A 16705-nucleotide genomic window follows, 5' to 3' on the forward strand; every position below is an offset into this window, starting at 1 on the left:
GCCCGGCCAACGAAACCCACTATCGTCTGGTCGGATACCATCATCGAGACCACTTCGGAGTCACCCATCATGGCCAAGGAACTTGGCGTCGGCATCATTGGATGCGGCAATATTTCAACCACATACTTCTCGCTGTCTCCGCTCTTTAAAGGGCTCAAGGTGCTTGCCTGCGCTGACTTGAACAGAAGCGCCGCGGAACTTCGCGCCGAGGAATTCGGCGTTAAGGCGCAGTCTATCGAAGAACTGCTTGCGAATGACGAAATTGACGTCGTCGTCAACCTCACCATTCCGGCTGCGCATTTCGAGGTGTCCAAGGCCATTCTCGAAGCCGGTAAGCACGTCTATTCGGAAAAGCCGCTCGTGCTTAGCCTGGAAGAGGGCGAGGAGTTGCGCCGGATCGCGAAGGAAAAGAACCTCGCAGTTGGCTGCGCACCAGACACTTTCCTTGGCGGCGCGCACCAGCTGGCTCGCAAGCATATCGACGAAGGCGGCATTGGCCGTGTTACCTCAGGCACATGCCATGTGATGAGCCCCGGCATGGAAATGTGGCACCCCAATCCAGGCTTCTTCTTCCTCAAGGGCGGCGGTCCGATCCTCGATCTCGGCCCATACTACATTGCCAACCTGATCAATCTTATCGGTCCGGTGAAGCGTGTTGGCGCCCTGACCTCCATGGCAAACCCGACGCGTACCGTCACCAGCCAGCCGCTCAACGGCCAGGTAATCCCTGTCGAAACGCCGACAAACATTCATGCGCTCCTGGAATTCGTCAACGGTGCGACGATTACGTTGTCGGCAAGCTGGGATGTCTGGTCTCACCGCCATGCCAACATGGAGCTTTACGGCACCGAAGGCTCAATCTATGTGCCTGACCCGAACTTCTTTGGTGGCGTGGTCGAGGCCAGCGGTCGCGACAAGGACATCAAGCCGCTTGAAGACTGGGCGCATCCCTTCGGCGTCTCCAATCAGGAAAGCCCGAACGGCCCGCGCGCCAACTATCGCACGGCCGGCCTCGCAGACATGGTGATGGCGCTGATCGAAGGCCGGGACGCCCGCTGCTCGCTGGAGCGCTCGCTCCACGGCATCGACGTCATGACCTCAATCCTGAAATCCGGCGAAGAAGGCCGCTTCATCGAACTGACGACCACCTGCACCCAGCCTGCGGCGCTCGGCATCGAAGACGCGCAAGCTTTGCTGCGGTAGTATCGGCTGCATTTGAGGAGCCCTTGTCGCTGGCAAGCTCTTGTGAAGAACGGCTGCCACCGGGATGGCGATTTCGCCCCGGTGGTCGTCATATGGACCGGTGTCGCTTGATCGAAACCTTGTCTCCGGCGAGAACGAAAATGAAGCGCATCCTGACCAAGGATGCGCTTCAAGCCAAAGGATACGCTTCTAAAACTTCCTGCTCACCGAGAGCGTGAAGTTTCTGCCTGCCATCGCCGATACGCCGTCGGCGAGATAGGGGCTGTAGAATTTATCGAAGATGTTTTCTATGCCGGCCCTGACTTCCGTACCCGCCATGAACCCTTCTTTCGGCGTCCACTCGAGAAGCAGTCCGTGGACGCCGTAGCCTCCACTTTCAGGCCTCGCGTAAAAATGGCCTGTGCCTTGATAGTAAGGTGTGTGCTTCTGTCGGGCGACAAACTGTCCCGTCCAGCGCAGTGACAGATCCGAGTCTGGAATTCGATAGCCCAACGAGGCATTCACCGTCAGCGGGGTCATATCGCCGGGGTAGGTTTTCCCGCCGTAAATGTCGTTGATTGCGCCTTTGCGTGAGCCATTCATGATGGAAAGACCGAGGCTGCCGAATACGGTGTCCGACTCGTAATCCGCATTCAATTCCAGCCCGTAGATCCGATAGGATGGCGTGTTCCAATAGAACGGCACCGGGCCTGTCACATTTGCCAGATTGGCACTGCCAAACCGTCGGGTCACGGGATCGGTCACGTGATTGTAAAATCCTGATACAGAGGTGGTTAGAGTATCGCCTGTACTCCATAGATCGTAGAACTCCTGGGAGACCCCCACATTGAATGCGTTGTTGCGTTCTGACTGAAGATCTCTTGATGTCGCGGATGCCTTCGTTGCGATGCTTTGGGACGAGTAGAGTTCGTCGATAATGGGTGTCCGTAGGGCGTAGGCCCAGTCGACAAACAGCGTTGTGGACGCCGTTGCTTCCCAACGGGCGCTGAGCGCTGGCGTGAGACCATTGTAAGAAACTGCGGAGTAATCGTGGCCAGCCGCCGGGTTGTTATATATCGGCGCGGTGTTGGGTTTTCCCTCCATCCGAACGTGGTCGAAACGAAGTCCCGGAGTGATGAACACGCCGTCCGTTACTTCGACTTCATCACGAATGAAGGCTGAGATCGATGCCTGCGTGCCCTCTGGTACGATCCAGGATGCATAGTAGCCGTAATTATAGTTCGGATTAGCCCTGTTCGCGACGTCGTACATCCATGTGTCACGGTCTTGCCTGCCGATCTGGATGCCGTAGTTCAAGACGTGCGGCATATCCAGGATTTCGAACCTAGACGTGTTCTCTGCTTCGAACTTGATGTCTGAGTATTGAGCATCATTCTCTTGACCGCCAAGGGATGCGCCGGGCGTAAATCCTGGAATGATCGGGCGCGTACGATGCAGGCTTGTGGAGGAGAAGCTTGTCATCGCTTTGAAGTTCACGAGGTCGCTTTCGCCGTCATATCGATATTTGAGCGTGGCTGAAAAGTCGTCCAAGTCTCGCGCAGCCAGTGCCCGCAGGCGGGCCTGCTGTTTCCCATACCGGTCGATACTCGACTGGCTGACGGCAAGGCCGCCGCGTACGGCTGCCACCGGTCCCCAATCGTCGGAGCGTCCGTAGGTTACGGAAGCGCGAAGCTCGTGACCGTCGTAAGCAGCGCCACCATTGGCGGTAAATGTCGTGAGCCGATCGTTGGAGGCATCATAAACCTCTCCGCCGCCGACGCGCATATTACCGCTTTTGCGCCAGGTCCCCGACATCAGCCCGTCATAGGTCACCGGTGTGTCGAAATCGGATTGCCCATAGATCATGGCACTCCCTGTCCGCTGATTGTTCGCGGTTTGATAGCTTCCTTTCGTCCAGCCTCCGAAATTTTGGCCGGGCTTTAACATGTCCCTCGCCGTCTTTGTTTCCATCAGGATAGTGCCGCCAAAACCGCCATTCCCGTAGCGAACGGATGTTGCGCCCTTCTGAAGATCGACGCGCTTTAAGATTTCCGGCTCAATAAAAATGGAGCCCTGATCATAGAGCTCGAAATTCTTCGGAGCACCATCTAGCAACACTCTCGTGTCGGATGGTCGCGCAAATCCGCGGATGACGGTCTTCTGTCCCTGCAATCTTACGCCGCCGGCAGTCGCGACACCCGATGTTCGCTGTAGCAGTTGCGGAAGCGTGCTGGCTTGGGAACGTTCGATATCGGCTGAATCATAGGTTGCATTGCCAGGAGCACTTTCGTTGAACTCGCGACCTGTGATGATGATGGTCTTAAGTGTCGTGGCTCCGTCTGACGATGAGGGCTGGCTCGGCTCAGGCGCCAGCTCGATCTTTATCGTATCCGTAGAAATGTAACGATAGACCAGCCCCTTGCCTGACAGGAGGACCTCGAGCGCACGGCGTGCGTCCATCTGCCCTTTGATCTCCGGGCTCATTTTGCCCGTCGTGATCGAAGAATCGAAAAGAATTTGCAGCCCGGATTGAGAGCCTAATCGGTTGATCGCCGAGCTAAGGGAGCCTGCTGGAATGTCAAACGTATCCAGCTTCGCCGGCTGTGCAAAGGCATTGACCCCACCCCCAAGTGCTAAGCCGATAAGCAACGTCGGCAAAATATAGCTTCGACCTCTCGGTCGAATGTTGATGTGTCCACGGTCCATGGGGAGTCTCCGGATATTGGATGTTTTCATCCCCGGGACGAATGAACCTGAGTTTTCAGGACATGTTTTCTGAAATTTTTTGCCGGTTCTGTCAGCGCAGGATGGTGAGATAAGGCGTGACCTTGAGCAGCTTGATATCGAAAGCTTTAGCGAAAGACTGAAGAGCCTTGTCAGGATCGCTCATATCGAGGCTGCCGGACACCATCTTGCTCCGCAGTTTTCCGTTGGCGACCAAGATTTTTCCCGGGACGTATCGACTGACAGTCTCGATAACGTCCGTAACAGGCTGGTCTTCGAAAACCAGCCTTCTGCTCTGCCATTCAGTGACGGACTGTGGATTGATAGGAAAGACCTCGCTCATTCCAGACGCGGAAGCATAATTAACACCCTGATTCTCTCTGACGACCTGCATCTGATCTGCATCGGTGAGGCGCACAGCGACACTGTGCCGGACGACGGCCACCTTCGTTTCGGTTTCGAGCATGTTGACGTCGAACGCTGTGCCCAAAGCTGTGATGGTCGCGCCGTTCGCCTCTACGACGAAGGGCCTTTTTGGATCTGACGCAACGTCAACGAGCATCTCTCCGCGCATTAAGACGACGCGCCGCTCGTGTTGCGAGAACCGAAATGCAATGGCAGAGTTGGCGTTGAGCACGAGGTTGGAACCGTCGGGGGCTGTGAACGATGCTTGCTCAGCGATTTTCGTGACGCGATCTGCTCGTAAGTCTATAAAGGCATCCGTAATATAGAAATAGGAGCCGGCCGCTATTCCGATCAGGACAATGATGGAGGGCAAAATGGTCCTTGAACGTTGCTTGGATTTTGGCGGGAACTCAAAACCGCTTTCTCTTGCCGAAAGCCGTTTCGCATCGCCTACAAGACAGCGTAAACGCTCATAAGCTTTCGCATTGGCTTCGTCTCCGGCGACCCAGACTTCGAAATCCTTCTGAAGCTCTTCATCGTCTGGTCGGTCCCGCAACTCCAGGAGCCAATCGACCGCTTCCTCTTCAGCATTTCCGTTAAGATTCGGATGATTGCTCAAAGTGTTGGCTCCAGTCTTTGGAGGCAGTGCAGGTACGCTTTGCGCAGATGGCGATCGACCATATTCTTCGTCAGTCCGCTCTTCTTCGAAATCTCGGTCGATGTCAGTCCTCCGACCGCACTGGCAAGAAATACACGGCGCCGCTGCGACGACAGGTCCATGATTGCCAGTTTCAGAATAGCGAGCCTTCGACCGATGTCCGCGGTGTCTTCAGCGCTGTGGCGAGCGTCCGCTACACTTGCAGCCTCCTCGGAGTTGCCGGCGAATAACCGCTTTTCGAAGTTCATCCTTCTGAAGTGATCTATGCCCAGATTAATACAGGCACGAATGAGGAATGCCTTTACCGCCGACTTGTTTTCCGGAAGCCGTGGCTTTCCCATGAGACGCACATAGATATCGTGCACGATATCTTGCGACGCGAGAGGCGAGTGCCCACGCTTTCGCATGGCGCGACAAAGGTCGTCATAATAGGCTTCCATCGCCTCATTGATCTGAGATTGGGAAGCAGGCTTGCTCCACATGGGTAAGTGTCCGACTACTGGGTGCGTTGCGCTCTCATAGAACGGAAATCACACTCCGGCAACAAAAGATGACTTTAAAAATCATGTTATATATTGCGTACGTCTGGTGAAAGCGAGAAGGCTTTTTCCGGCTTCACAAGCTCCATCCTTTGCTCTAGAAGCCCAGTCGTTATCCGGTCGCAGCCCACCCGGTCAAAACAAGGGATCTCAAATTATGAAAACGATCGTCATCTGCTCCGGCGGATTGGACTCCGTTTCGCTCGCGCACAGAATTGCAGCGGAACATGAACTACTCGCTCTTTTGTCTTTCGATTATGGCCAGCGCCACAAGAAGGAACTGGACTTCGCCAGCGCATGTGCTGCGCGTCTCGGCGTGCCGCATCATGTTATCGATATCCGCACCATTGGTGCTCATTTGACGGGCTCGGCTTTGACCGACGATGTCGAGGTGCCGGATGGGCATTATGCGGAAGAGACCATGCGGTCCACCGTGGTGCCGAACCGCAATGCCATCATGCTCACCATCGCTTTCGGCCTGGCGGCCGCGCAGCAGGCGGATGCGGTAGCGATTGCCGTTCATGGCGGCGATCACTTCATCTATCCGGATTGTCGTCCGGGCTTTATCGACAGCCTCAACACCATGCAGGCCCATGCGTTGGAGGGCTATGCCAAGGTGGAGCTTTACGCTCCCTATGTCATGGTGTCCAAGGCCGATATCGTCACCGATGGGGCGAAGCACGACACGCCATTTGCCGAGACATGGTCTTGCTACAAGGGTGGTGCGCGCCACTGTGGCCGCTGTGGCACCTGTGTCGAGCGGCGCGAGGCCTTTCATCTGGCTGGCGTGAAGGATCCCACCGATTACGAAGACCCGGATTTCTGGGTGGCTGCCACCAGTGCCTATGCGGCGCAGGAGGTGCGTTGATGTTTCGCATCACCAAGGAATTTCATTTTTCCGCCTCGCACCAGCTGAAAGGGCTGCCCGCCGATCATCAATGTGCACGCCTCCACGGTCACAACTACATTGTCGAGGTGGAGCTTTCCGGTGACGAGCTGAACGAGCACGGCTTCGTGCGTGATTACCACGAGCTGGCGCCGCTGAAGCGCTATATAGACGACTGCTTCGACCACCGGCATCTGAACGACGTTCTCGGCCACGACATGGTGACTGCGGAGAGGTTGGCGCAGCATTTCTACACGTGGTGTAAGGAGCGACTGCCCGAAACGAGTGCCGTGCGCGTCAGCGAGACCGCCAAGACATGGGCAGAGTATCGACCGGCGGCTGCGCGATGAGTGCGGCTGTCGACGCGCCGCGCGACCTGCCGATCCGGATCAGCGAAATTTTCGGCCCGACCATTCAGGGCGAGGGGCTGTTGATCGGCTTGCCGACCGTCTTCGTTCGCACAGGAGGATGCGACTATCGTTGCTCCTGGTGCGATACGCTGCATGCCGTGGATAGCGATTATCGGGAAGACTGGAAGCCGCTCTCCGTCGAGGCCATTTGGGCGGAGGTCGAGAAACTCTCTGGCGGAAAACCTCTGACGATTTCGCTATCCGGCGGCAATCCGGCGATCCAGCCGCTTGGACCGTTGATCCGCAAGGGCAAAGACGAGGGATACCGCTTTGCGCTGGAGACCCAAGGCAGCATCTCCAAGGACTGGTTCTCTGACTTGGATTACCTCGTGCTAAGCCCCAAGCCGCCCTCCAGCGGCATGGAAACGGATTGGCAGGCCTTCGAACACTGTCTGGAGGCTGCTGGAACGGCACCTCAACTCGCGCTGAAGATTGTCGTTTTCGATGACGCCGATTTTGCCTTTGCGCGGGACGCGGCGTCGCGCTTTCCAGCACTCCCTGTCTATCTCCAACCCGGCAATCATACTCCGCCACCGCCAGACGATGATGATGCGCGGGTGGATGTCGACGGCATTATGGATCGCATGTTGTGGCTGGTGGAAAAGGTCGTGTCCGAGCGTTGGTTTGAAGCGCGTGTGCTGCCTCAACTCCATGTCTTGCTCTGGGGCAATCGCCGCGGCGTCTAAAGCTTAGCCCGCCAATACATGATGCGATTTTGCGATTTCGCCGTCCCGATAGGCAAGAACTCCGAGAGCGCTTTGGCAACGGTAAAAAGATAGCAGCCTGCTTTCAGTCGCAGTCGCTACAATGCGCGTCTGCCTCATAACGATTCGTCAAATTAAAGTGTAGTAGAGTTGGTCCCTGACGGAGATGATTTGCCGCTATGAGGAGGAACGTAGCGTCGGCTGATGCGTTAACCAGACACGTCGAATGGGAGGAAGCCATGTTCGATTTTTTGAAGCCAACTCATACCATTGTTGAGAATGACGAGGAGACCGGCACCTATGCCGATGCCTTGCTTCAGGTTCCCGAGTTGCAATTGACCAATGCCGCACACGAATATGGCCACGACGCCCATGCGCGTGACTACGGCGATCAGCGCGACATCGCGCGCAGTTCACTCGGATTTGTTTGAGCTCCAAAATAGAGCGCAACCCACCACGGACGAACGCGTTAAAACTACATGTCAGGAGAGCGGGCAGCTTGGTCTCGCGAATGGACTGATCCGGCGAACACAGTGGACCGGACGGCGATTTCAGCGGACCAATTGCCCGCAAACATTGGAGGCGAGACGCAATGGGTATTGTCCCACCAGAGCCAGATCCCACGACCCCGCCCATTCCGCCACAGCCTGAGATTCCTCCAATCCATGAGCCAGAGCCCGACCGCCTGCCGGATGAAGTTCCAAATCCCAACCCCGATGAGAACGATGAGCCACCGATGGTGGTTTAAAGCGTGTCGCGCAAAAGTGTGAAGCGGTTTTGCGATAACGACATGCGATAAAACAAGGACCTAAAGCGTGCGAGCGAATCGGAAAGATCGCGACACGCTTTAGGTTGGACAACGAAATGGCTTGCTGAGATGTGGCGAGCGCTTAGCGCCAAAACGCCAAGGCAATTCCATCCCCTTTGTAATCCCAATGCGCGGTCCGGCGACAGTCTCTAGATCAGTCTGTGCCGATCGAAGGAGGATAGGCTGCTCCAACACCGAGGCTCCATCGACATCGCCGGTAATAGCAAGCGCTTGGCAGAGTTTCCCGGGACCGGAGCACAGATTCCTTAGCAGATCAGTTCCGCGTCTTATCTTCATCAGTTCCACGCCTGTCTGAGGCTCAAGCGCCCGGATCAAAACTGCGGAGCCAGAGGTGCAAACGATATTGGCGCACCAATGGATGCCGTAAGAACGATAGACGTAGAGGTGTCCCGGAGGTCCGAACATGACACGATTGCGCAGCGTCGGCCCGTTGAAACTGTGAGAGGCGGGGTCATCAGGTCGATAGGCTTCCGTCTCAACGATGATGCCGCCCGTGTTGTGAAAGCGAAACTCCATCCCGATCATTGCCTTGGCAACGACCACTGCATCTCTGTCGAAAAAATCCTTGTTCATTTCAATATGGTGACGCGCGAAGACGAAGGGAACAACCCGTTTTTTATACAGTTTGTGGATGAGGCCGTTCGTTCTGGCCAAGACTTGACCGCCATCAACAGGAGGCCATCATGGCGCAGGAAAAAGTTGCACTCGTTACCGGCGCTGGATCGGGCATCGGTCGCGCTTCCGCTATTGCTCTTGCCAAGGACGGCTACGTTATAGGTGCGCTCGGCCACACCGCCGATGAACTTGACACGCTCGTCGCCGAGATCAACACCAATGGCGGCAAGGCCCTGACCTTGGTCGCCGACGTGGCGGACGAGGCTGCAATGGATAGGGCCGTGACCGCGCTTGTTGAATCCCATGGGCGGTTGGACGTCGTGGTGGCGAATGCCGGTATCAACGGTGTATGGGCGCCGATCGACGACCTGAAGCCGGAAGAGTGGGATAAGACCATCACGGTTAACCTTCGGGGTACATACATGACCCTTCACAAGACGGTGCCGTATCTGAAGGCCACCGGTGGCGGATCGATTGTCATCATCTCATCCATTAACGGCACACGCACCTTCACGTCGCCCGGTGCAACGGCCTATTCGGCCACGAAGGCCGGGCAGCTTGCGATGGCGCAGCAACTGGCGCTGGAGCTTGGCCAGTACAAGATCCGCGTCAACGCGATCTGCCCAGGCGCAATCGAGACGAAGATCGACGACAACACCCATATCCGTGGCTCTCATGAAACGGCAATCCCGGTGGAATGGCCGGAGGGAGACATTCCGATCACAGGCGGAGCGGCGGGCTTGAGCGAAGACGTGGCCGATCTGGTGGTGTTTTTAGCAAGCGATAAGTCCCGACATATTACCGGCACGCCGGTCTGGATCGATGGTGGTCAGGGACTTTTGCGATAGAGGAAGAAGCTGCTGATCCTGCTCACGTCGTTGTGTCTCTATGATTAACGGACTCGTAACGTAAATTCACGACTCTTTGTCCGATTGGGTGATTGCCGTTATGTGGTCACCTTCTTTAGGTAGGCACACGGCAGAGAGACGGGCAAGACGTTCCATGAACACTTTGGCAAAATCGGGTTTCGCAGCGACGAAGCTTCGAGGCATCATGATCGCATCGGCGCGCGCCGCAGCTATCATTGGGCTGTGCGCGTCGCTTGCCGCCTGTACCTCCATGGGTTTCGATAGCGCGTCGAAAGAGCCGCCTAAATTATCCTCCAAGGTTGCTGCCGCGATGTCTGCAAAAGGCATGAAGCCGGAAAGCCCGGTGCTGGTTCGCATTTTCAAGCAGGAAAGCGAGCTGGAAGTCTGGAAGGTCGATAAGACCGGCAACTATGCCCTATTCAAGTCCTATCCGATGTGCCGGTGGTCGGGCAAACTTGGTCCCAAGACGAAGAGCGGAGACAGGCAGGCACCTGAAGGTTTCTATCATGTCTCTTCCAGCATGCTGAACCCGAACTCGCAATATTACGTCTCTTTCAACCTCGGCTATCCGAACCGCCTTGAATCGGCTCTCGGCTATACGGGTGAAGCGCTGATGGTGCATGGCGCCTGCTCCTCGTCTGGCTGTTACGCCATGACCGATGCGCAGATCGGCGAAATTTACGCGATCGTCGAACGGGCGTTGAAGGGCGGGCAGGATCGCTTCCAGGTTCAGGCCTATCCGTTCCGCATGACGGCGAAGAATTTGGCGGCTTACAAGAACGATCCTAACTTCCCCTTCTGGCGCACGCTGAAGGACGGCTACGACTATTTCGAAGTCACCCGCCGTCAGCCGAAGGTGTCGGTCTGCGGTCGCCGTTATGTTTTCAATACAGAGTTCGCTGACGGGGAACCGGCTGATCCGCTTGCTGCCTGCCCACCGGCCACCAACCAACTCGACCCGCAGGTGGCCTCGCGGCTCGACATCGAGAAGCAGAAACTCGAAGTTGCGATGGCTGGGGGAACTTCCAGCGTGATGAACGCTTATGTCGATGGCGGAATGCATCCGAGCTTCCGCGCTCTTTTGAAAAGCAGCGGGGCAAAGACCATGGCCGGACGGGTTTCCGGTACGAAATATCCGATAAGCCGACCGGAAGCGGCGCTCGCCGATCCGTTTTCCGGCGCACGATGACGACACCATCGGCCCGGAAATCGAAACCGATTTCAGAAGGCACGATGCGCATATTTAAAGGAGATAGAGTGTCATTTCTCCGTCCCATAGGATGCACGGCGCTCTTGTTGATGAGGACCTGGATTGAAGAAGCATGAAACGACACGCCGGAGCTTTCTGTTCGGCACTGGCGGACTGGCCCTGACAGCACTTTCAGGGTGCACCACCACGCCACGCGAAACGGTGGAAACGCGCCCGAGAGTCGATCCCTATTACGCCGAAGTCTATGGGCCTAAGCCGGATGAGCAGTTCCCGCTGCCCGCGATTCCGTACCAGAAAATCGATCCGCGTTTCTATCGTCAGATGGTCGAGAACCCAACCGGCGAGCGACCGGGTACGATCGTCGTCGATACGGCGAACCACTTCCTCTATCTCACCTATGAGAATAATCAGGCGATGCGCTATGGCGTGGGCTTGGGACGGGCGGGCTTCGAGTGGGCGGGCAGGGGTGTCATCCAGTACAAGCGCCAGTGGCCGCGCTGGACTCCGCCAGACGAGATGGTCGCACGTCAACCGGAACTTGCGCCCTACAGTGCTGCCAATGGCGGCATGGCTCCCGGCTTGATGAACCCATTGGGCGCAAGGGCGCTCTACATCTTCAAGGACGGTCGCGATACGATCTACCGGCTGCACGGTTCGCCGGAATGGTGGACGATCGGCAAGTCCGTCTCGTCCGGCTGCGTTCGTCTGATGAATCAGGATATCGTCGATCTCTACAATCGTGTCCCGGACGGCACGCCCATTGTCGTGACCTCGCTTGCTCCACCATCACAGGTTATGGCTGGTGCGCCTGCTCCGCAGGTCGTTGCTGGTTTGCCGGGTACTTACTAATTCAAGGGAGCGTTGCCGGTCAGGCCGGCGTCGCTTCCCATTCGACGCAGATACGTGTTCCGGAATGCGCCTGAACACTACTCTGCTCCACCGTCGCCTTGAGGCTTTGAGCCATGGCCGAAATGAGCTTCGTGCCGAGCCCGGTTCCTTGCGGCTTCGGCTTGCTGCCCATGCCCACACCATCATCCTCGACGGTCAGTTGCAGCTTGCCCTCGCGGCTCTTGAGCGCAATTCGGATATCGCCGTCACCGCTGGGATAGGCGTATTTGAGGGAGTTGGTGGCAAGCTCGGTCACGATTACGCCGAGTGCCACCGCCTGATCGGGCGCTGCGCTGATCGTTTCCATTTCCGTCTTGATGCGAATGCGCTCATTGTCCGGGCCGGATTTCGCCAGCTCGTTGATGATCGAGGACAGATAGGCGTCAAGATCCACCACACCCATATTGTCGGCGGTGTAGAGGCTGCGGTGAACACCCGCGATGGCGGAGATACGGTTCTGGGTTTCGGATAGAACGGTGCGCGCCTCCTCGCTGGAAGCTGCGATCATCTGCATGCGGATCATGGCCGACACCAGTGACAGGCTGTTGGCGATGCGGTGGTTCATCTCCTTGGCCATCAGTTCTGCGCGTTCCTTGGCCCGCACGAGAAGACGCTCGGCCTCCTCTTTCTCCTTGCGAAGCTGGAAGTTAGCGCAGACCTGTTCGATGGAGGTCAAGAGCAGCGGGAAGAAGTCGTCGGCAACCGTTTTGATGACGTAATCCGCGGCACCCGCCTTCAACGCGTCGATAGCGATCTGGGCTTCGCTGGCGCCAGTGACATAAAGAACGGGTGTATCGCGGCTGCGGTCGCCGATGGCATTGAGAAATTGCAAGCCGGTGCCGCCATGGAAATAATGGTCGAGCACCACGGCGTCGAATATGCCGGCATTGAATTTCTCAAGCCCAAGAGCGACGGAGGGTGCATGGTCGACCTGAACGCCGTGCCGACCCAGCACGCGTGTAGCGAGCCGAGCGACTGCGGGATCATCATCGACATAAAGTATATGCACCGCTGTTACGCCTTTATGGAACCTGTATCACCGAGAAGAAGAGGCCAAGGTTTCTGATCGCGGTTGCAAAGCCTTCGTAGTCGACCGGCTTTGTAATATAGACGTTTGCGCCGAGATCGTAGCACTTCTGGATTTCAGTCTCGTCATCTGTCGTCGTCAGCACGACCACAGGCAGACGCCTGGTATGCTCGTTGCTTTTGATCTGCTCCAATATCCTGATTCCAGACATATCGGGAAGATTGAGGTCAAGAAGAACGAGAATATATCGGTCCTTGCTGACGAGGCCGTCGCGGTCCGGTCCGAGAATGTAATCCAGCGCCTTGTTGCCAAGCGTGAAGGGCACGATCTCGTTATTGACGCCTGCGCGTCGCACATTCTTTTCGATGAGGCGGGCGTGTCCTTCATCGTCTTCGATCATGACGATCGTGACTTCCTGGCCGGTGATTTTCATATCTCGTTACCTCGTGTGATTTTACGCAGATCGGTTGGCAAGGTGAGATGGAATGTACTTCCCTTGCCAAGTTCCGAGGCAACCGTAATGTCCCCGCCTAAATTTCTTATTAGCGAACGAACATGTGCTAGTCCAATGCCCTCGCCCTGCTGATCCTGATCTCCGGCACGCCTGAAGAGTTCGAAGATCCGCTCAAAATCGTCTTCCGCGATACCACGTCCATTATCTGTGATGTCGAGCCGAACGATACCACGTCCCTGCGGCAAGATGCGCGCAGAAATTTGGAGCGGACGACCCTTCATCTGATACTTGACGGCGTTGTCGAAGAGATTGCCGAGGATCTGGTCGAGCGAAATCCTGTCGCTGATGACCGTGAAGGGCTGCACATTGACATCGATCTCACCGCCCACCGCAGAAACCTGATGCTGTACGCTTGCGGCGGCTGCCGCCAAAAGCTCTTTCAGATCGACTTTCTCCGCCTGCAACTTACGCCGGCCATCGCGGGAAATCTTGAGGATCGCATTGATCAACTGATCCATCTTGCGGGTGGAGGAACGGATGAAGCCGATTGCTTCGGGCAGGTCTTCCTTGACGGCAAGGCGGGCATCCCTGATCTCGTTTTCCGAGAGCGTGGCGCCATCGGCCAGCACGTAGCTCTCGATGGGTTTCAGCGAGGCTTCGAACTCGGACAGAAAGCCCATGATGTTAACGAGCGGCGCGCGCAGATCGTGCGTCACGATATAGGCGAAGCGCTGGATCTCCTGATTGGCGCGTATCAAGTCACGGGTGCGCTCGTTGACGCGTTCTTCAAGGCCACGATTGAGGGAATCGACCTCTTCGCGAGAGCGCATCAGTTCGCCGACATATTTCGCGATCAGGAAAAGAGCGCCGCCCACAACCGCAATGATGGCGATAGCGCCGCCGATCGTCACCCAGCGAAGATTGTCGGCTGCCCGCAGCTGATCGGTAACGATGACGCGCAGGCGGTCATCCGTCACGTCCTGAAACTCATCCAAGGTGTTACGGATCTGCTGCATATAGAGGAGACCCGTATCGGCACGCACGATGTTGATCGCCTCATCGACCCGTCCCGCATCCACTAGTTCGATCGTGCGACCGATTTCGGTGATCTTTGCGTCGAGGGCCGTCTGGAGGACAGGAAGTTTCCCGGCATAGATCGGCTTGTCCTGAACGCTGGCCACGAGCCGCGCACGCTTTTCAGGAAGCGTCTGTACGGCTTCCTTATAAGGCGCGAGATAATCTTCCGTGCGCGTCAGCAGATACCCGCGCTGACCAGTTTCAGCGTCCTGGATGGTGGTGAGGACGTCCAGTATCCCTGCACGAATGCGGCGCAGATCCACAATCTCGCGGGAGTAATCATCGTTCTTTTGTACAAGCCAGAGCGATGCTCCAACCATTCCGATCAGCAGCGCTATGCCAAGCCCCAGCATGACCAGCGTTCGCCTGACAAAGGGAGAGAGTTTGACCAATGACGTCCCCACATCTCATTCGGCACAGTTGCCCGGCATGTCGCAATGCTCAGTTGAAAACGACCTATGCCTATCCTGTTGTTTATGCAAGTTCCCGCAGGCTTGCCAGCAGGATAGTACGGTTTCGCACAAAAGAGTTTGACTGTCGTCAGGGTAGTGGAACCAAAATTCTGCGTTTGCTGTTGTTGCTGCAAAGCTAAAACAGTTCTGGAGACCCCGATGAAACGGTTCGCAGCAGGCGTCGCCGCGCTCTTCCTATTGTCAACGACGACCGTCGTTCTTGCGCAAAACTACGAAGTCAGCAGTATTGCGCCGACCAAGAAAGTCTCGTCTACCAATTCCGTTACGAAGAAGCCAAAGCTCGCCAAGCGGACAAAAACAGCCGTGGCTGCCAAAACGGACGTTGCCCCAAAAGCGGAGGTTGCTCCTAAAGCTGAGGTCGCTGCTACCTACATCGTTGATGTGTCTGGAAAGCGTGTGCGCCTTATCGGCCCACGCTTTTATCCTGACAATTCCAACGAGGTGGAGTTGGCGGGGCGCAAAGACGCCTTGATGAGAGAAGCGGCGCTGATGGATACGTCCATTTCGACGGCTTCGCGATAAGCCGCTTGCTGCAATCAGGCGTAACGGCCTTTCATTCACTTGGGGATCTATATGGCGGGAAGTGCAAGAAGCGGCTGGATCAGGCCTGACGACGACGAGTCGCAAAAGGCCACGTTTCCAGAGCTGTTCTTCGATCTCGTCTTCGTCTTCGCTCTGATCCAGCTTTCCTATACTTTAACGGAAGATTTTGGAGCAACCGCCCTTTATGAGGCCGCGATCCTCATCCTTGCACTTTGGTGGCTGTGGGTGCACACCACTTGGCTTACCAATCTGCTCAATACCGATAAGGGGCCTGTCAGGATGCTCCTGTTCGGCCTCATGTTTGCAGGGGTGTTGCTTGCCGTCGCTTTACCAAAAGCGTTTGAGAGCCAAGGCATCATTTTTGCCTCGATCTATACGGCGATGCAGCTGTCCCGCTCGCTCTTCGGCCTCTATGTGTTCCACGGCGTCGATCACGGTAATTCCAAGACATTCGGCAGGATCACCGTCTGGCTGGTCGTTTCCAGCTTCTTCTGGATCGCAGGCGGCCTGACTGATAGCTTGACCTCTCGGCTCGTCTTATGGACGGTGGCGATCGCCATTGAATATATAGGGCCGCTTCTGCGGTATTATGTTCCTGGCATGCGTGCGCATGATGATGAGCAGCTTCTCCTTTCGGGCGAGCATCTTGCGGAGAGATGCGCGCTATTCGTCATCATTTGCCTCGGTGAAACGATCCTCACGACCGGCAAGACGGCAACGGAATATATGAATTCCAGCCTGACCTTTGTGGTGTTCTGCGCGGCCTTCTCCAGCACCGTCATCATGTGGTGGATATATTTTCACCACGGGCAGGAGCAAGTCTCGGAAAAGGCAGAGGAGACGGCGGAGCCTGAGAAGATCGCACAGAATCTCTTCAACTACGGCCACCTACCCATCGTTGCAGGCGTTATCTTGACGGCTGTGGGCGAGGACTTCAGCCTTTCGAACAGCCATGATCCTGCGACATTACGGGAATCGCTTGCGATATTGGGCGGGCCGATCCTGTTTTTGCTCGGCAACATCGGCGTCAAGGTTGCGGCATCCTATGTCAGGCCAGTGTCGCACTTTGTCGGTGTCGGAGTGCTGGTGGCACTCCTCTTCGTCCCAGATATTCCGCTTTATGGTTTGCAGATTGCCAGTGGCTCCATCCTTCTGCTCGTCGCGATCTGGGAATACGTCGCGCTTCGCAAACATGCCGCGGCAATAGGTTAG

At 56.4% G+C, this 16705-nt stretch carries 17 protein-coding genes; 10 read left to right on the forward strand and 7 right to left on the reverse strand.

Annotated elements, in window-relative coordinates; all coding sequences use genetic code 11:
• Window positions 1-69 precede the first annotated feature (69 nt).
• Window positions 70-1203 carry a Gfo/Idh/MocA family oxidoreductase gene (locus QE435_RS06930; protein ID WP_349040735.1) on the forward strand — a complete coding sequence of 378 codons (1134 nt, stop codon included), beginning with the start codon at window positions 70-72 and terminating at the stop codon, window positions 1201-1203.
• Window positions 1204-1392: 189 nt separating this feature from the next.
• On the opposite strand, the gene QE435_RS06935 is transcribed toward QE435_RS06930, so the two are convergent.
• The 3 genes from QE435_RS06935 to QE435_RS06945 all read right to left on the reverse strand — a co-directional run bounded on the left by QE435_RS06935 (window position 1393) and on the right by QE435_RS06945 (window position 5451).
• Window positions 1393-3666 (reverse strand): TonB-dependent receptor, encoded by a 2274-nt coding sequence (locus tag QE435_RS06935; protein ID WP_349040736.1) that lies wholly within the window; start codon window positions 3664-3666, stop codon window positions 1393-1395.
• Between the two features lie 313 nt (window positions 3667-3979).
• Entirely contained in the window at window positions 3980-4930 is a 951-nt protein-coding gene (locus QE435_RS06940; RefSeq protein ID WP_349040737.1) for a FecR family protein, read from the reverse strand.
• Window positions 4927-5451, reverse strand: coding sequence for an RNA polymerase sigma factor (locus tag QE435_RS06945; RefSeq protein ID WP_349040738.1), 525 nt, complete (start codon window positions 5449-5451; stop codon window positions 4927-4929). Before QE435_RS06945 ends, QE435_RS06940 begins: the two co-directional genes overlap by 4 nt.
• A gap of 214 nt (window positions 5452-5665) precedes the next feature.
• On the opposite strand from QE435_RS06945, the gene queC reads away from it, so the two are divergent.
• From queC to QE435_RS06965, 4 genes are all read left to right on the forward strand, one after another.
• A complete protein-coding gene (queC, locus tag QE435_RS06950; protein ID WP_349040739.1) occupies window positions 5666-6376 on the forward strand; it encodes a 7-cyano-7-deazaguanine synthase QueC in 711 nt (236 codons plus the stop codon).
• Window positions 6376-6744 (forward strand): 6-carboxytetrahydropterin synthase QueD, encoded by a 369-nt coding sequence (queD, locus tag QE435_RS06955; RefSeq protein WP_309770161.1) that lies wholly within the window; start codon window positions 6376-6378, stop codon window positions 6742-6744. Before queC ends, queD begins: the two co-directional genes overlap by 1 nt.
• The gene (gene queE / locus QE435_RS06960; RefSeq protein ID WP_349041148.1) at window positions 6741-7490 is read left to right on the forward strand and encodes a 7-carboxy-7-deazaguanine synthase QueE; all 750 of its coding nucleotides are present in this window, start codon (window positions 6741-6743) and stop codon (window positions 7488-7490) included. The genes queD and queE overlap by 4 nt, the downstream gene beginning before the upstream one ends.
• A 257-nt stretch (window positions 7491-7747) precedes the next feature.
• Window positions 7748-7939 carry a hypothetical protein gene (locus tag QE435_RS06965; protein ID WP_309770162.1) on the forward strand — a complete coding sequence of 64 codons (192 nt, stop codon included), beginning with the start codon at window positions 7748-7750 and terminating at the stop codon, window positions 7937-7939.
• 416 nt (window positions 7940-8355) lie between these two features.
• Here the strand turns inward: QE435_RS06965 and QE435_RS06970 are convergent, their stop codons facing one another.
• A complete protein-coding gene (locus QE435_RS06970) occupies window positions 8356-8910 on the reverse strand; it encodes a DNA-3-methyladenine glycosylase (protein ID WP_349041149.1) in 555 nt (184 codons plus the stop codon).
• A 110-nt stretch (window positions 8911-9020) separates the two neighbouring features.
• Here QE435_RS06970 and QE435_RS06975 point away from each other — a divergent pair, with 110 nt between their 5' ends.
• The 3 genes from QE435_RS06975 (at window position 9021) to QE435_RS06985 (ending at window position 11880) form a co-directional block, all read left to right on the forward strand.
• Window positions 9021-9800 (forward strand): SDR family NAD(P)-dependent oxidoreductase, encoded by a 780-nt coding sequence (locus tag QE435_RS06975; protein ID WP_349040740.1) that lies wholly within the window; start codon window positions 9021-9023, stop codon window positions 9798-9800.
• Between the two features lie 205 nt (window positions 9801-10005).
• A complete protein-coding gene (locus QE435_RS06980) occupies window positions 10006-11010 on the forward strand; it encodes a murein L,D-transpeptidase family protein (protein ID WP_349041150.1) in 1005 nt (334 codons plus the stop codon).
• Window positions 11011-11133: 123 nt separating this feature from the next.
• The gene (locus QE435_RS06985; RefSeq protein ID WP_309770164.1) at window positions 11134-11880 is read left to right on the forward strand and encodes a L,D-transpeptidase; all 747 of its coding nucleotides are present in this window, start codon (window positions 11134-11136) and stop codon (window positions 11878-11880) included.
• A gap of 19 nt (window positions 11881-11899) precedes the next feature.
• On the opposite strand, the gene QE435_RS06990 is transcribed toward QE435_RS06985, so the two are convergent.
• From QE435_RS06990 to QE435_RS07000, 3 genes are read right to left on the reverse strand one after another with little or no spacing between them, the layout of a single operon-like run.
• Window positions 11900-12928, reverse strand: a complete 1029-nt coding sequence (locus QE435_RS06990) for a histidine kinase dimerization/phosphoacceptor domain -containing protein (protein ID WP_306928276.1) — start codon at window positions 12926-12928, stop codon at window positions 11900-11902.
• Window positions 12929-12941: 13 nt separating this feature from the next.
• A complete protein-coding gene (locus QE435_RS06995) occupies window positions 12942-13379 on the reverse strand; it encodes a response regulator (RefSeq protein ID WP_306928275.1) in 438 nt (145 codons plus the stop codon).
• On the reverse strand, window positions 13376-14830 hold the full coding sequence (locus QE435_RS07000; RefSeq protein ID WP_309770629.1) for a CHASE3 domain-containing protein: 1455 nt from the start codon (window positions 14828-14830) through the stop codon (window positions 13376-13378). The genes QE435_RS06995 and QE435_RS07000 overlap by 4 nt, the downstream gene beginning before the upstream one ends.
• Window positions 14831-15088: 258 nt before the next feature.
• On the opposite strand from QE435_RS07000, the gene QE435_RS07005 reads away from it, so the two are divergent.
• Together QE435_RS07005 and QE435_RS07010 are read left to right on the forward strand one after the other, a co-directional pair.
• The gene (locus tag QE435_RS07005; protein WP_349040741.1) at window positions 15089-15472 is read left to right on the forward strand and encodes a hypothetical protein; all 384 of its coding nucleotides are present in this window, start codon (window positions 15089-15091) and stop codon (window positions 15470-15472) included.
• A gap of 51 nt (window positions 15473-15523) precedes the next feature.
• The gene (locus tag QE435_RS07010) at window positions 15524-16705 is read left to right on the forward strand and encodes a low temperature requirement protein A (RefSeq protein WP_349040742.1); all 1182 of its coding nucleotides are present in this window, start codon (window positions 15524-15526) and stop codon (window positions 16703-16705) included.

The sequence above is a fragment of the Agrobacterium sp. SORGH_AS 787 genome, assembly GCF_030819035.1.
GTDB classification, from domain to species: domain Bacteria; phylum Pseudomonadota; class Alphaproteobacteria; order Rhizobiales; family Rhizobiaceae; genus Agrobacterium; species Agrobacterium larrymoorei_B.

What these genes read in the sequence shown, in the direction of transcription:
- QE435_RS07005 (WP_349040741.1), top strand. Translation starts at nt 15,089, where the DNA reads ATGAAACGGTTCGCAGCAGGCGTCGCCGCGCTCTTCCTATTGTCAACG.
- QE435_RS07010 (WP_349040742.1), top strand. Translation starts at nt 15,524, where the DNA reads ATGGCGGGAAGTGCAAGAAGCGGCTGGATCAGGCCTGACGACGACGAG.
- QE435_RS06995 (WP_306928275.1), bottom strand. Translation starts at nt 13,379, where the DNA reads ATGAAAATCACCGGCCAGGAAGTCACGATCGTCATGATCGAAGACGAT.
- QE435_RS06975 (WP_349040740.1), top strand. Translation starts at nt 9,021, where the DNA reads ATGGCGCAGGAAAAAGTTGCACTCGTTACCGGCGCTGGATCGGGCATC.
- QE435_RS06945 (WP_349040738.1), bottom strand. Translation starts at nt 5,451, where the DNA reads ATGTGGAGCAAGCCTGCTTCCCAATCTCAGATCAATGAGGCGATGGAA.
- queE (WP_349041148.1), top strand. Translation starts at nt 6,741, where the DNA reads ATGAGTGCGGCTGTCGACGCGCCGCGCGACCTGCCGATCCGGATCAGC.
- QE435_RS06965 (WP_309770162.1), top strand. Translation starts at nt 7,748, where the DNA reads ATGTTCGATTTTTTGAAGCCAACTCATACCATTGTTGAGAATGACGAG.
- QE435_RS06935 (WP_349040736.1), bottom strand. Translation starts at nt 3,666, where the DNA reads ATGAGCCCGGAGATCAAAGGGCAGATGGACGCACGCCGTGCGCTCGAG.
- QE435_RS06970 (WP_349041149.1), bottom strand. Translation starts at nt 8,910, where the DNA reads ATGAACAAGGATTTTTTCGACAGAGATGCAGTGGTCGTTGCCAAGGCA.
- QE435_RS06980 (WP_349041150.1), top strand. Translation starts at nt 10,006, where the DNA reads ATGATCGCATCGGCGCGCGCCGCAGCTATCATTGGGCTGTGCGCGTCG.
- QE435_RS07000 (WP_309770629.1), bottom strand. Translation starts at nt 14,830, where the DNA reads ATGCTGGGGCTTGGCATAGCGCTGCTGATCGGAATGGTTGGAGCATCG.
- queD (WP_309770161.1), top strand. Translation starts at nt 6,376, where the DNA reads ATGTTTCGCATCACCAAGGAATTTCATTTTTCCGCCTCGCACCAGCTG.
- queC (WP_349040739.1), top strand. Translation starts at nt 5,666, where the DNA reads ATGAAAACGATCGTCATCTGCTCCGGCGGATTGGACTCCGTTTCGCTC.
- QE435_RS06930 (WP_349040735.1), top strand. Translation starts at nt 70, where the DNA reads ATGGCCAAGGAACTTGGCGTCGGCATCATTGGATGCGGCAATATTTCA.